The sequence below is a fragment of the Pseudomonas baetica genome, from assembly GCF_019733355.1.
GTDB classification, from domain to species: domain Bacteria; phylum Pseudomonadota; class Gammaproteobacteria; order Pseudomonadales; family Pseudomonadaceae; genus Aquipseudomonas; species Aquipseudomonas baetica_A.
The window spans coordinates 1-12,621 of the sequence record NZ_JAIHLQ010000061.1 but is presented as its reverse complement, the minus strand read 5'-3'; the positions used below and the strand labels follow the sequence as shown (position 1 = coordinate 12,621).

Below are 12,621 nucleotides of genomic sequence, written 5' to 3'. Positions count from 1 at the left end.
GTGAGGGTTAAAGCCAGCCGTATTCGGCAAGGGAGAGCGGGCGACCTTCACCCACGATGAAGTGATCCAGTACGCACACGTCGATCAAGGCCAAGGCTTCTTTCAACCGAGCGGTCAAGACGCGATCCGCCTGGCTGGGTTCCGTACACCCTGAGGGGTGGTTGTGAACAAAAATGGCGGCCGCAGCGTTATGCGCGAGGGAACGCTTAACGACTTGGCGGGGGTAAACGCTGGCGCCATCAATGCTGCCGTGAAAGAGGATTTCGAACGCCAGCACCCGGTGCCGGGCGTCAAAAAAAATCACACCAAAGACTTCATGGTCTTGGTGTGCAAGACGCAGTTTTAGGTAAGCCGCTACGGTGTCCGGCGACGTCAGGCTAGGCCCGCGGGCGAAAAGCCGATGATCCAGAATATGCAGCGCTTCGTCGATCAGCTGGTTTTCTTGGACAATGCGATCTGCCTCGGAATCCGTGGTCTCAATCAGTTTGAGTGGTGTGCTCATGGCGCTACCTCCGAAGTGAATAATCAGGGGTACACGCCCGAGGGGAGTGGTTGCCCCAGGGTGGGTGTGGAGTTGCAGGCGTTTGCAGGTGATATAGGATTTACAGCCGAGTGTATCGGTGACGTTGACCGTGTAGAGGTGAACCACAACCGTCGCAAGGCAATGGAGAAAAGTCTCTGATGCCCCAGCCGGTTTCGGGATCGAAGTCGGCACTGATGGGCAATAAGCGAACCAGCCTACGGTGTATCGCGGCGATACGTTGTTCGATCTCATCCGGCGAGTAATACAGCGATAACGTGCTGCAGTCCTCGTAAGCCGCACCGAACAGGCAGTCGTCGCAAAGCCAGAAGGATTCCATATTGGTTCTCCTGTGCTGGTTGAAGAAAAGGCGCTCTATTGAGCGCCTTGATGTAAAACATCATGGATTGTTCAGGCGGACTGAACAGCACGTGTGGCGACACGGCGGACCGTGCGGGGAGTGGTTGGAGATTCAGGTTCAATCCTGGACTCTGTAGGGGTGTCGGTATCCTCAGCTTCGGCATAAGCCGACGTTGGAGAGGGTTCATTGATCGGCGCTGGCTCAGCAGGTGCTGTTGCTTCCTGCCTGGCGGGCGCTTTGTATTCGAACTTGCCATTGACCTTGATCCAGTCGATGAACAGCAAACGACCTTTCAGGCTGGCGCCAGGTTGGCCTTGTTTATCGCCTTTCTCATAGAGAAATGGGTCGATCCACAGGTCACCAATACGGAACGACAGCAAGACCTTTTTCTCGGCTTTTACGGCTTCCATATAGAGACGAATCAAGCGGTCAGCTTCGCCACCAGCGACTTTGCAATCAAAGCGGGTGTACTCCACTGCATCGGAGGCACCATGCAAGGCTGCGATATCGCAGGCCATGAATGGCTGACCGCGGCGGACCTGTACTTCACGAACACGGTTGAGGTAGCCGATACCGACGGTGTGCAGGTTGAAGTAAGAGGTCGCTTCTTGGGATTGGTTGGCGTAGGCCATGGTGGTTCTCCTGTTTCAAGGGAAAACGGCGACGCACAGCCCCTGACGGGAAAGTGAGCCCCCGTCAGGGTGGGTAAGATGAAGTCAAACGATGAACGACTCGTCACCGGCAAGCCGATGACCATCAGAGTGATGCTTCTGGGGGAATAGCTGTGCAGCAGAGGAGCGTCTGCGGTGGTAATCCGCAGGGATGGAGTAGTCGGCATTCATCACCGCTTAAGCGGTAACCGCGCGAGCTTCCGAACGCTGATCGCACTTGGGTAAACCACCACGAACGTGGCGTAGCCTTGAAGGTTTTGGCTACCTGGGCTGGGCTGTCAACGACAGCGAACCACGCCCTTTGTATAAGCCTGTCACAGGGGAGCGTCAAGACGCTACAACCCGATTTTTTTAGGCCGGAATACGGTGGTAGTCACTGGAATTAAGAAAATGAAAAAAAAGAAGAGTGGGCCTGGTGGCGTGCCAGGCGAGGAATAGAAAAACCACCTTTGACGGTCTTACGCAGTCGACAAGCTCCTCGCAAAACTTGCTTTAACTGCGCCATGATTCGCCAACCGACCCTTGTCGTGGCCTGGGTCGGAATATGCTGGCACGCATCCGCGCACAAAGGGTGCCCCGTGTTTCCCCGGTGGGCTCCGGGATTGATTACGATCGCCGAAGCGGATGACCGCTATTGCCGGGTAGAGGCAACAGTGGTCATCCGCCACCACAATCAGGTCGAGCAAAAAACGGGAACTAAATTCCGCAGAAGAGAAGGCTCCGAACTCTAAGAGTTTGACCGAACTGCCCGGAGCTAATCGGTCTTGGGTCGCCGTTGGCGATTATCCAAAGCTACTAGAGCAGAGAGGTCGACACGACGTCAAGCCTGCAGGCCCTTTCATAAGACGCTACGTTGAACACCATGAAAGAGGTTACTTACTGCCGAGATGTGCTGCTAATTGTTCGACGGTTGCCAAGATAAAGGCACGGTCGCTTTCTTTTAGTCCACTCAGCAGACCCGCGATCACCTGACCCTGGTCATTGGGGCGATTACTCGATGCCGTCAGGAGTTCATCCATCCTGCAATCAAAAATATCTGCCAGTTGCATCAGCTTGACTACTGAAAGCTCCACTACACCCCGTTCCAGGCGCGAGATGGCTTCGCTACCGATCCCTAAACGTTCAGCCACCTCTTCCTGGGTCAGATTACGCTCGCTGCGGTGCTTCGCGATCATGCGCCCGATTTGGGCTTGGGTTGGATGTTTATGTGCCAAGTGATGAGTTCTCCAGTTCAACCCGAATGGTTGAGCAAAGACCCGTTGACATGAACATCCTTAAGGGTTGAGTATCGACTCATTGGGTTGCTATAGTGACTGAAACAGCTGTGTATCGCGAAGTGGTTTCTGTCCCTTCAGGGATCAGAGTCCAGATTGGTTAGTAAGAACGACGGTCTGACAGGACCAAGTAGAGGGATGGTTGAGCATGGAAGATGAGAGCAATGGCGTCATGGATCTGATTTGGGATCGAACACTGGAGCTGTTCATCAAGATTCATGATTGCCCGGATAACCCCGAATACTTCGAACGCCTTATTCATTGGCTCAATGAGGATCCTGCCCATCTAAAAGCCTTCAACGAACTGGGGCAGATATGGATTTCGACAGGCATCGCCTTGGCCCGTGAAGTCGGACAACCTTTGATCGATTTGGAGCGGGATCAGGCGCCCCTGATGATGCACTGAGCTGTGCACCACCCTGACTTCATGTTGATCTCAATCGGACTGTCATGGGCGGCGCGTCTCTTTTCTGAACAGCGTAGTGCCCTTGCAGTTCGGATACTGCGAGCATGACCAGAACGGCCCAGATTTGCCTTTCCGCTTGATCATTGAGGCATTGCAAATGGGGCAGGCCGGGCCGGCTTCGACCGGTATCGACAAGGTGATCGCTCCATAGTGTTCGACCAACTTAGCAATCCAGTTCGCCTGCTTTGTGACAAACGCATCCAAGGTCAGGCGTCCCGCTTCGATTTCGTCAAGCGCCTGCTCCCAAATCGCAGTCATGCCAGGATCCGCGACTGCAGAGGGTACCGCCTCGATCAGGGTATGGGCCGCCGCCGTGGCCGTTAAGGCGCGTTTTTTCTTCATCAAATAACCGCGATCAATGAGGCCTTTGATAATGCCGGCTCGTGTGGCTTCGGTTCCGATACCGGTGGTGTCCCGAAGTTTCTGTTTCAGGCGTGGGTCGTTGACAAGCTTGGCGACGTTTTTCATCGCCTTGATCAGATCACCCTCGGTGAGAGGTTTAGGAGCGGCAGTTCGCATGGATTTGAGTTCGACATTGTCCACTGCGCACTGCGTGCCCTGTTGCAAGATGGGTAAGACTTGGGGTTTGTGACTGGGCTCATCCTCTTCGGTGTTTTCGGAAAGCGAGCTTTTCCAGCCCTGGACCAAGATCAGTTTGCCCACAGCGGTCAATCGTTCTTTGCCACACGCCAGTTCGACCTGGGTCCGATCAAACTCATGATGCGGAAGAAACTGCGCTAGGTAGTGGCTACGGATCAGTTCGTAGACATGGCGTTCTTGTTCGGACATCCGCACCAGGTTTGCCGGTTCGATGGTGGGGATGATGCCGTGGTGCGCAGTGACCTTGGCATTGTTCCATGCGCGGGAGCGCAATGATTGATCTAGATCCTCGAATGCAGGTCTGAGTGCAGGATCCGTTTTGAGCAGGGCGTCTAGTACCGCGGGAGCCTCGTTGAACATATTCTCTGGCAAATAGCGGCAATCGCTGCGCGGGTAGGTGGTGGCTTTGTGGGTTTCATACAGGGCTTGGGCGATGTTCAGGGTTTCCTGGACGCCGAGCCCCAGCTTACGCGAGCAGACTTCCTGCAATGTGCTCAGATCGAAGGGCAGGGGCGGCGGTTCTCGGAAATGCTCAGTATGTAACGAGATTACCGTGGCAGACTTCTCGTCGGTGATTGTTTGGACCGCGTGATGGGCAAGCACTTGTTGTAGGCAACGCCCCGACTCGTCCCGTCCTGAGCATGGCGGTAACCACGACGCGATGAATCGCTGGCCCATCGACGATAGGTGTACCTCAATGTTCCAGTAAGGCACCGGGACGAAGCCGGCAATCGCACGATCCCGATCGACCACCAGACGTAAGGTGGGTGTCTGGACGCGCCCCACTGACAAAACGCCGTCGTAGCCTCCCCGCCGACCAAGAAGGGTAAACAAACGACTGAGGTTCATGCCGATCAGCCAGTCGGCACGGCTGCGGGCGAGGGCCGAGTAATAGAGCGGGAAGGTTTCCTGACCAGACTTCAGCGAGGTCAGTGCCCTGCGAATCGATGCTTCGTTGAGTGCGGACAGCCAGAGGCGCTGAACAGTGCCTTGGTACTGGCAGAGCTCCAATAATTCGCGGGCAATCATCTCACCTTCGCGGTCGGCGTCGGTTGCGATGACAACGGTGGTGGCTTCGCTGAGCAGGCGTTTGATGATTTTGAACTGCGCGGCAGTCTTGGGTTTGACCTCCACTTGCCACTGCGCCGGAATGATCGGTAGATGATCCAACGACCAGTTCTTGTATTGAGTGCCGTAGGCTTCAGGCGGGGCCGTCTCCAGTAGGTGGCCGATACACCACGTGACAGTTGTCTCGGGGCCGATCAGGCAACCATCGCCACGCCGAGTGGCTCCGAGAACCTTGGCGATGTCACGACCCTGGGAAGGTTTTTCGCAGAGGAAGAGGCGCATATAACTACTCCGGATTGAGTTCGGAGCAGCGTTGTTTGAATTAGCAGGGGCGAGATATGAGAAACCTGAATGGCAGGTTCCTCATATTAGTCGGTGAGGGCGGCCTTGAATGAGCTGAAGCTGCTACCTTATTGGAGCGTTCGTAGCTGGGTGGGGGGCTTCATGAGCAGCGAGCAATGGCAGGCCTGGAACTTCGCGCAAAGGCGCAATTTTTATGCCTGAAGTCGTTCAGGCCTTAGGTGATTGCCCTCTGTGTTTCTTGGATTTCGACGTCGGCGAGTTGGCCTGCTCAGTATTTTGAGCGGCCGTCGGTTCACTGGAGCGTTCCCGCATGACCACGCTGTGTACCCGGTGAGGCAGGATGCCGACTCGACGGGCCTCGATCTTGAAGGTCACCCGTGCATTGTCTTCGCTGTCCTCCCACTCATCGCGCACCGTACGACCTTCGACCAGCACGCGCATGCCTTTCTGGTACAGCGTGCTCCAGTGTTCAGCCTCACGGTGCCAGAGCTCAACCGGCGCCCAATAGCCGCCCCGATCTTCATAGCTGCCCTCGCGTGGGATGGGGTTGTCGAAGTACACATTCAGCCGTAGCAAACGCCGTGGCTCGTCATTGCCTGAGGCGAACTCCTGGAACTCTGGCGCACTGCCGATATTGCCTTCGCCGACGAAAAAAGTACTCATCGTGTTTTCTCCACTGCGGGTGTGAACTGGCGCAGCAACTGTTCGGCACTGGCCATTTTGGTCGCGCAGGTCGTAGCCTGGCGGTAGAGCGAATGCACCACACTCATTTGAAGGTTTAGTGCGATACGCGCGCATTCGAAACGATGCAATTCCTTTCGTACGATCTGCGGCAATGCTTTGTTGGAGATCTGACGTTCCCAAACCGCCACACCCATGCGAGAAAAATCACGGGTGCGCCAACGCAAAAAGTTGCTGCCCGCACTGGTCTTCTGCAGCACCAATCGTATCTTCAATAGCGAGTACGGCGGCTGCCCGGCTTGCTGCACGACAGCCTCCATCAGGCGACATAACTGCGCCTCGATTTCCCTCGCCACCTGCGCCAGGTGCTCCAACTCCCCCTTACCCTTAAAAGGTTTTAAAAGGCCTTTTAGGGAGGCAGCGTGTTCGAGCTGCCGATAGGCATCCGGTGTCAACGCTTCGAAGGGCATTGGCTGAATCGGGATCATGGGATTCATGCATCAGCCTCCGACTCATCTACGCTCGCAGACGGACCGTACACTACCTCTGCCAAAGCGTCAGCGTTATCCACTGCTACAGCACCACGGCGAATGATCGGCGGTGCAAACTGAGAACGGCGATGACCCTCAAGGATGTCCATCGGGGGCAATCCATACTTCTCCACGGCCGCCAGGGCGCGGGCATTATTTGTGGCCATATCATCGCGTGTAACGCCGGCATGTCGATAACGTTGTGCCTGACCGAACAGGCTGCGTAACAGGTGGGCACCGTCGTCGATCCAGGCTTCCATGTCTCTTCGGCCGATCAAAGCCGTGTGATGGGCCAAGAGGGTATGGCGGACCAGCATGTCGTAGTCGGTCAATAGGTAAACCGCCAGAAAACCCAGTTGGCTGCCGATATACAACGGCAAAGTAACGGGGTGGATGTTGAGGTTGTCCCCCATGTCGATTTGTGTTGGCAGGTCCTGTCTGATCCTGTCCAGCTGTTGGGTCAGTTCTCCCATCCCAGCCTTTGCCTGCATCAGTTTTTCTTCGAGCTGCACGATGGCCCAATCGGCGTAGGGATCGTCATGGGCCGCAGTCTGTTTGATAAGGTTGGTGACACTGATGTAACCGGCCATACCCATGATCGAGTGGACGCCTTCGCGTGCGGCTCGACCTTGCCAGATACGGGCTGCATGGTGGGTATGCAGGGTCAGGGTGATGCTGCTGCGCAATGAACCCAGATTGAGTTGATAGTGATCGGCCATGGTGTTGTCCTCGCATAGGCTTGGACGGGAAGTTGCGACAGATGAGGGGCAAGGGCAGCCAAAAAGCTGAACGCGGTCTGTTCGGTTTGATGAGAAAGAGAAAATACATAACGTCTACGTTTAGTTGAGTACGTCCCGGTGTTCCTCTAAAAGCTCCATGGCTCGGTCCGATATTTCGTAGACTGGAGCTCAATAGATTTGATGCCACTGGCATCAAATCTATTGAGCTCCACCGCGTCCACGCAGTTGGCGCAGCTCATTCAGACACGCTTGGGCGAGGGCTGATGCGGGTTCGCCCTTTTTCCGAGTTGGCCGCGAGGGAGCGGGTGGGGGCGGCTCTGCGACGGGTGCCGGTTTGGCCTGACTTGCCCAAGGACGAAAGTCGCCTTTCAGCGCACGCTGGATCAGGCCCATCAGATAGGCCGCCGGCTTGCGTATACCACCGGCCGCAAAGCGTGCCTCCGCTTCGTTAAGCACCGCCTGCTGATCCGCTGGGTTGAGCTTGTTCAGCGCCACGGCGACGGCCTGACGCTCGCTTGGGTTCAGGTGCAGCGCAGTGGGCCAGTGCAGGTTATCCACCGCTGTGGTCGCGCGCGGTACAGTACAAATACTTTCTTTTAATACAGTACAGGCGGCGTTCGGATTCCGAACGGTGCTGGAAACATTAGCGTTCGAGCCAAATTCGGAATCCGAACGAGGGCCTGCACGATTCCGAACGTAGTGATCTTCCCCCCGTTCGGAATCGTGCAGTGCATCACCGGGAGGCTGATCCAAGCCTTGCTGCGTCCACTGTTCGCCCCAGCTGTCGAGCCGCGTCGGTAACCGATCTCGATCGATATTTGTGTCCTGTCGGACCTCCTCCACAATGTGTTGAGCGACAATTCGCACCGCCTTCGTCGCATGACCGAGGGCATGTCCGACCAGTTCTAGATAATCCTGATCCAGCTCCATGGCTTCGGCGGGGGTTAACGGCTCATCGTGCAGAACGTACAAAGAACCTTGTAGACGCCCGCTGACTTGCTCGCGACCGCGGCTAACCAAACTGAGCCAACGAGTGAGCCTGAGCATCGTCAACACGCGAGCAATGGTTTCACGCGAGGCTGACGCACCGTAGGGCACGCTCGAGAGGTAAGGCTGCAAATTCTCATAGCGCGGCGTGACCACGCCCTGGCCTTGCAGCATGAGCCGAAATACCTGCCAGGCATTTCGCTCCAATGGCGTCAGCCGATTATCTAACAGCAGCCGACGTGGCACGACTTCGTGTGATTGGCCGCTAAACAGAAACCCAGCTTGTAGGGACTGATTTGAAGGTTGGTCAGCGGTTGGATGTGCTGGCCAGCGTTCATTCAACTGCTGGGTGCACTGTTGCAAGACACGCTGCCAACGACTGGCAGGCGCAGTCATCATGTTCCGTTGCTGTACTGATCGATCTGCTGCCAAACGACGGTCAAGCTGATCTGTTGCTCTTCGGCCAGCATCATCATGGCGTCAAGCTGATCCTCGGTGCCCTCCTGGGTGCGTAATTGACACCAACGCTGCCAAAGCGAGTGCTCTTGCGCTTCGTTCAAGTGCTGAGGTCGGCCCTTGCGGGTTTCTATTTTGAGCAGACGCCGGCGCATGGCGGTTTCCGAATGCGCCAAACCGAAACATTGGTACATGATGGTGCTGCTGGCACCCAGCTTAAGAGCTCTATTGATCAAGCGCTCGTTCTGCTCGTCACGGCCGGCTTGTTCGATGAGTCGGTGGAGCACAGCTGAGTCGATTTTGACCTCGACCCAGGATACGGTCGCATGTGCCAAGCGCGACAGCGTGGCGGGCGGTAAGGATTGCAGCACGTAGATGTCATCCTCGCTCAGTCCGAGGGCTTTGCAGCGTTGTAGATTACCCAGACGCAGCTCGTGCAGCACCTGGGTCAGCATGGCCTGGTTCAATACATGGAAAGACAGGTTCATAGCGTTTCCCTCGGTGAGTCGTCTTCGGCGCAAAGCGTTAAGTCGATGAGGCGACGTGCCAGGCGGATCAAGCGAAACAGTTTGATTAACAAAGGGTCAGGTAGTCGCTCTAGTCCGATATCTACGGGGGGATGATCTGTTAAAGGCAGTTGATAGATCCCCAGCAACAATTGGCCGAAGAGGGCTGATGGCAGTTGCTTGCGGTCTTCCCAATTGACATCGTCTTGAGCGCGCAGCAGGGCGAGTAGCAGGAGGTGAACACCAATCGCTCGAGGCGCTGCTAGATCTCCTTGATCGATGTCGAGTGTAAAACCTAAGCCACTGGCCTGATCAATGATGCTCTCGGGGTACCCGGCGTAGGCCGCCATGCTTCGCGCAAGTCCGGCGATCTCCAAACGCAGCTGCTGGGGGTTATCCAATGTAGGTGCAATGGTCCAAACGTCATCGGTCGCTGAGGCCTCGTCGGTCAGCGCCACTTCGGTAGTCGTCTGGTAATTGATTTGTTCACGAATCTGTTGGACGCGTGACGGAGGGCTGACGGCGGTTGTGACATTTGTCTCAGGCGGCGTCTGCTGCTCCATTTGCGTGGAGTCGCTGTGAGAGCTGACTGTATTTGACTCAGACGCAAACGCCGGCGTGGTGGACTGGGACCTAGGGGCGACTGGAGCCGGGTCTTGGGAGGCCGGTCCTGCCGCAGCTTCCTTAGGTTCCCGCAGGGGGCTGCTCTTTGAGGGGGTAACGACATCGCTAGGAGGGGTGATGACCCGTTGCGGATCGCTCAGTTCTAACGCCAGCATGCGGTAGGATTGACCCAGTAGCCGACTCATGCGCTCAAGAAGTTCGGCCTGTATTTGCTCAAGATCGAAGGAGTCGGGCTCGGTGTCGAAGTTGCCCAAGGTATCAAGCCAAAATTCCGCGAACGCAACTGCGGCGGTTGGGTAGCGGTTCCAGGTCCGTTCTGCCTGGCTACGCAGTGCCATCAGGCGCTCGATCTGAGGCTTACCCAGCCCGGCATATAGGATTTGTGGAATGGCGGGTAGTAGGTATTCAAGTGCGTCAAGCATCCGGCTGATGTGTGACTGCGAGATCGGATAACCTCCGGCGGCAAGGCGGCGTGCTAGCTCTCGTTGTGAAAGCGCAGCCCCCTCAGGTTCAAGCATATTTTTTATTTTGGCTACGGCAAGAGCACGCTCAATGAAGGTGAGTTGACCGTGCAGATCGCTTTCTGCCAGGTGCCCGAGGAGGTTGGTGATTTCATCGCTCCAAGGCCTGAACAGGCAGTGGATGCGGAAGAAACGTTCGTCGTGAGTTTCCTGCCACAGCTCGCCGAGAATCGCCAAACGCGTATTTCCACCGTTGCGGATGATGAAGTTGGTTTCTCCTGGACGGCGGGTAATTTGAGGTGGTTGATCCAGCCCGCGCTCACGAATCGAGGCCTTGATATCGTCAAAAAGCGGGTTACGGATGAAGCGCGGATTATGTTCGTAAGGCCGCAACTGCTCCAGAGTGACCAGCATCGGTGTGTCGATTAGGGGATCAGACAGCCGCTCCAGTTCTGGACCCCGTTGGAAATGCCCCTGACGAAGCTTGCTGGTGACCTCTTCTTGGCTGAGCTTCTTCATTTGTAGTGCCTCGGTTAACGCCAGTCACGCAGATGGTCACCCATCTCGAACTTCACAAGTTCGGCAGTGCTGGAACCATCGATGTGTTTGCAGAGTTCCGCGAGAAACCAGCCCATGGCCGGACGTCCATCCTGCAGGCGAAAGACCACGGTGCAGTACTCCTCGTAGATGTGATGGTGTGGCCGAATGGGCGGCTGAACGATGATGGGCTGTTGACTCAACATCAAAGACTCCTCTCCAACTATTATTAGTACTCAGGTCAATAGAACAAAAACGACCGGGCTAGAAAGACTCGCGTGTTGATTCCTCCCAGGCTCGACTCAGCGTAGAGATTTCTTCACGCCATTGCGGAAACAACTCGATGGCTAGCGATTGCATGGTTTGACGTGCTGATGGAGAGCGTTGTTGATGTGACCGACGCTTCTCGATTCGATGGGCCGGTAACCCAAGAGAAGCAGCGTTGAGATACACCACTCGGTCGGGAACTACGTTAGCTAGTACAGAGATGTTGGTCACCTTAGCGAAGCTTTCACGCAGTCCATGGATGATCATCCGGCTGTCCACCCGATTGGCGTTCACCTGGTTAAGTAGTAGCCGTAAGGGGGGCGGTGAAACGCCCAAGTGACTAAACGGTTCGAGCTCACTGAGCAGCTTCAAGGTACCGCGGCGCAGTTCGCGGGCCGCGAGCATTTCCGGAGTGATAGGGGAAAGGGCGAGATCGGAGGCCAATAGGGCCATCTCCAGCAGGACGCTGCGTGCACCCTGTGTGTCGATCAACAGCAGGTCATAATGGGGGCGCAATATGCCAAGCAGATTGCGCAGCCGCAATCGCCCATCCGGTGCGTGTAGTAATAGCAAGCTAAGTCGGCCTTGGTTGCGCATTCCACGCCATCCGGCCACCCAGTCCACCAACATCCGGCCACCCGTTCCACGCTCATCCGGCCAGGCAGTCGGAGCGCAGCGACGCAGGTTTGCATTGTTAGTCTGAAGTCCCTGTCGTCGTCAATTTCGTTGCGCGTCTGCGCATCGATTCGCCCTTCAGTTCGATCCGATAAGCGTTGTGCACCAGCCGGTCGAGGATCGCGTCGCCCAAGGTCGGATCGCCGATCAGTGCATGCCATTTGTCCACGGGCATCTGGCTGGTGACCAGCGTCGAGCGGTTGCCGTAGCGGTCGTCCAATAGCTCAAGCATGTCGCGCCGTTGCGGTGCGGTAAACGGCGCCAGGCCCCAGTCGTCCAGGATCAGCAAGTCGGTCTTGGCATAGCCCGCCATCAGTTTCGCGAATCGACCGTCTCCGTGGGCCAGGCCCAGTTCCTCCATCAGGCGCGGCAGACGCAAGTAGCGCACGCTGTAGCCGTCACGGCAGGCCTTGTGGGCCAGCGCGCAGGCGAGCCAGGTTTTGCCTACACCGGTCGGGCCGCCGATGATCAGGTTCAAGCCATCGCGCAGCCATTGGCCGCTGCCCAGTTGCAGGATCAGGGACTTGTCCAGGCCGCGTGGGCTGCGGTAATCGATGTCTTCCAGGCAAGCGTTGTGGCGCAGTCGTGCCAGTTTCAGCCGGCTGCTCAGACGCGTGTTTTCACGTTCGGTCAGCTCGCGGTCGATCATCAGGCCGAGGCGTTCGTCGAAGCTCAGATCATTGATATCGGGCGTGGCGTGTTGCTCGCTCAGCGCCTTGATCATGCCGTGCAGGCGCAGGGTTTGCAGCTTGTCGAGTGTCGGATTGGGCAGCATTTTGGTGCTCCTTTTTCAGGTCAGTGGTAGTAGCCAGGGCCGCGCAGGTTGATGTGTTCGTCGGGCAGTAGCGGCAGGTTTTGCTGGGACAGCGGTAGCTTTTCCAGCCCTTGGCGCAG

Annotated in this window: 14 protein-coding genes and 1 pseudogene; 1 reads left to right on the top strand and 14 read right to left on the bottom strand. The window is 56.5% G+C overall.

Features of this window, described 5'->3' with window-relative positions:
• Positions 1–7: 7 nt before the first annotated feature.
• The 4 genes from K5E40_RS31660 to K5E40_RS31645 all read right to left on the bottom strand — a co-directional run bounded on the left by K5E40_RS31660 (position 8) and on the right by K5E40_RS31645 (position 2,766).
• On the bottom strand, positions 8–502 hold the full coding sequence (locus K5E40_RS31660) for a JAB domain-containing protein (RefSeq protein ID WP_221734117.1): 495 nt from the start codon (positions 500–502) through the stop codon (positions 8–10).
• Between the two features lie 100 nt (positions 503–602).
• Entirely contained in the window at positions 603–860 is a 258-nt protein-coding gene (locus K5E40_RS31655; RefSeq protein WP_221734116.1) for a hypothetical protein, read from the bottom strand.
• A 71-nt stretch (positions 861–931) separates the two neighbouring features.
• On the bottom strand, positions 932–1,513 hold the full coding sequence (locus tag K5E40_RS31650; RefSeq protein WP_221734115.1) for an STY4534 family ICE replication protein: 582 nt from the start codon (positions 1,511–1,513) through the stop codon (positions 932–934).
• Between the two features lie 911 nt (positions 1,514–2,424).
• Positions 2,425–2,766: a helix-turn-helix domain-containing protein gene (locus tag K5E40_RS31645; RefSeq protein ID WP_221734114.1), complete on the bottom strand. Its 342-nt coding sequence runs from the start codon at positions 2,764–2,766 to the stop codon at positions 2,425–2,427.
• Positions 2,767–2,974: 208 nt separating this feature from the next.
• Between K5E40_RS31645 and K5E40_RS31640 the strand changes: the two genes are divergently transcribed.
• Positions 2,975–3,232, top strand: a complete 258-nt coding sequence (locus tag K5E40_RS31640; RefSeq protein ID WP_221734113.1) for a hypothetical protein — start codon at positions 2,975–2,977, stop codon at positions 3,230–3,232.
• 42 nt (positions 3,233–3,274) lie between these two features.
• On the opposite strand, the gene K5E40_RS31635 is transcribed toward K5E40_RS31640, so the two are convergent.
• The 10 genes and pseudogenes from K5E40_RS31635 to istB form a co-directional block, all read right to left on the bottom strand.
• Complete coding sequence (locus K5E40_RS31635; RefSeq protein WP_221734112.1) at positions 3,275–5,242, bottom strand: DNA topoisomerase III; 1,968 nt, start codon at positions 5,240–5,242, stop codon at positions 3,275–3,277.
• A 228-nt stretch (positions 5,243–5,470) separates the two neighbouring features.
• Positions 5,471–5,926 (bottom strand): single-stranded DNA-binding protein, encoded by a 456-nt coding sequence (locus K5E40_RS31630; protein WP_221734111.1) that lies wholly within the window; start codon positions 5,924–5,926, stop codon positions 5,471–5,473.
• Entirely contained in the window at positions 5,923–6,441 is a 519-nt protein-coding gene (locus tag K5E40_RS31625; protein ID WP_221734110.1) for a DUF3158 family protein, read from the bottom strand. The genes K5E40_RS31630 and K5E40_RS31625 overlap by 4 nt, the downstream gene beginning before the upstream one ends.
• Positions 6,438–7,193 (bottom strand): PFL_4669 family integrating conjugative element protein, encoded by a 756-nt coding sequence (locus tag K5E40_RS31620; protein ID WP_221734109.1) that lies wholly within the window; start codon positions 7,191–7,193, stop codon positions 6,438–6,440. The genes K5E40_RS31625 and K5E40_RS31620 overlap by 4 nt, the downstream gene beginning before the upstream one ends.
• 219 nt (positions 7,194–7,412) lie before the next feature.
• Complete coding sequence (locus tag K5E40_RS31615) at positions 7,413–8,600, bottom strand: STY4528 family pathogenicity island replication protein (RefSeq protein WP_221734108.1); 1,188 nt, start codon at positions 8,598–8,600, stop codon at positions 7,413–7,415.
• On the bottom strand, positions 8,597–9,145 hold the full coding sequence (locus K5E40_RS31610) for a DUF2857 domain-containing protein (protein ID WP_153326028.1): 549 nt from the start codon (positions 9,143–9,145) through the stop codon (positions 8,597–8,599). The genes K5E40_RS31615 and K5E40_RS31610 overlap by 4 nt, the downstream gene beginning before the upstream one ends.
• Positions 9,142–10,767: a ParB family protein gene (locus K5E40_RS31605; RefSeq protein WP_221734107.1), complete on the bottom strand. Its 1,626-nt coding sequence runs from the start codon at positions 10,765–10,767 to the stop codon at positions 9,142–9,144. The genes K5E40_RS31610 and K5E40_RS31605 overlap by 4 nt, the downstream gene beginning before the upstream one ends.
• A gap of 14 nt (positions 10,768–10,781) precedes the next feature.
• Entirely contained in the window at positions 10,782–10,991 is a 210-nt protein-coding gene (locus K5E40_RS31600) for a hypothetical protein (protein ID WP_221734106.1), read from the bottom strand.
• A 58-nt stretch (positions 10,992–11,049) separates the two neighbouring features.
• Positions 11,050–11,643 (bottom strand): annotated as a pseudogene (locus K5E40_RS31595) (ParA family protein); the annotation flags it as partial.
• Positions 11,644–11,746: 103 nt separating this feature from the next.
• On the bottom strand, positions 11,747–12,502 hold the full coding sequence (gene istB / locus K5E40_RS31590) for an IS21-like element ISPre4 family helper ATPase IstB (protein WP_011077977.1): 756 nt from the start codon (positions 12,500–12,502) through the stop codon (positions 11,747–11,749).
• Positions 12,503–12,621 lie beyond the last annotated feature (119 nt).

Bases quoted from the DNA above. Each gene is read 5' to 3' on its own strand.
- K5E40_RS31660 (WP_221734117.1), bottom strand. From the start codon at position 502: ATGAGCACACCACTCAAACTGATTGAGACCACGGATTCCGAGGCAGAT.
- K5E40_RS31655 (WP_221734116.1), bottom strand. From the start codon at position 860: ATGGAATCCTTCTGGCTTTGCGACGACTGCCTGTTCGGTGCGGCTTAC.
- K5E40_RS31650 (WP_221734115.1), bottom strand. From the start codon at position 1,513: ATGGCCTACGCCAACCAATCCCAAGAAGCGACCTCTTACTTCAACCTG.
- K5E40_RS31640 (WP_221734113.1), top strand. From the start codon at position 2,975: ATGGAAGATGAGAGCAATGGCGTCATGGATCTGATTTGGGATCGAACA.
- K5E40_RS31635 (WP_221734112.1), bottom strand. From the start codon at position 5,242: ATGCGCCTCTTCCTCTGCGAAAAACCTTCCCAGGGTCGTGACATCGCC.
- K5E40_RS31630 (WP_221734111.1), bottom strand. From the start codon at position 5,926: ATGAGTACTTTTTTCGTCGGCGAAGGCAATATCGGCAGTGCGCCAGAG.
- K5E40_RS31625 (WP_221734110.1), bottom strand. From the start codon at position 6,441: ATGAATCCCATGATCCCGATTCAGCCAATGCCCTTCGAAGCGTTGACA.
- K5E40_RS31620 (WP_221734109.1), bottom strand. From the start codon at position 7,193: ATGGCCGATCACTATCAACTCAATCTGGGTTCATTGCGCAGCAGCATC.
- K5E40_RS31615 (WP_221734108.1), bottom strand. From the start codon at position 8,600: ATGATGACTGCGCCTGCCAGTCGTTGGCAGCGTGTCTTGCAACAGTGC.
- K5E40_RS31610 (WP_153326028.1), bottom strand. From the start codon at position 9,145: ATGAACCTGTCTTTCCATGTATTGAACCAGGCCATGCTGACCCAGGTG.
- K5E40_RS31605 (WP_221734107.1), bottom strand. From the start codon at position 10,767: ATGAAGAAGCTCAGCCAAGAAGAGGTCACCAGCAAGCTTCGTCAGGGG.
- K5E40_RS31600 (WP_221734106.1), bottom strand. From the start codon at position 10,991: ATGTTGAGTCAACAGCCCATCATCGTTCAGCCGCCCATTCGGCCACAC.
- istB (WP_011077977.1), bottom strand. From the start codon at position 12,502: ATGCTGCCCAATCCGACACTCGACAAGCTGCAAACCCTGCGCCTGCAC.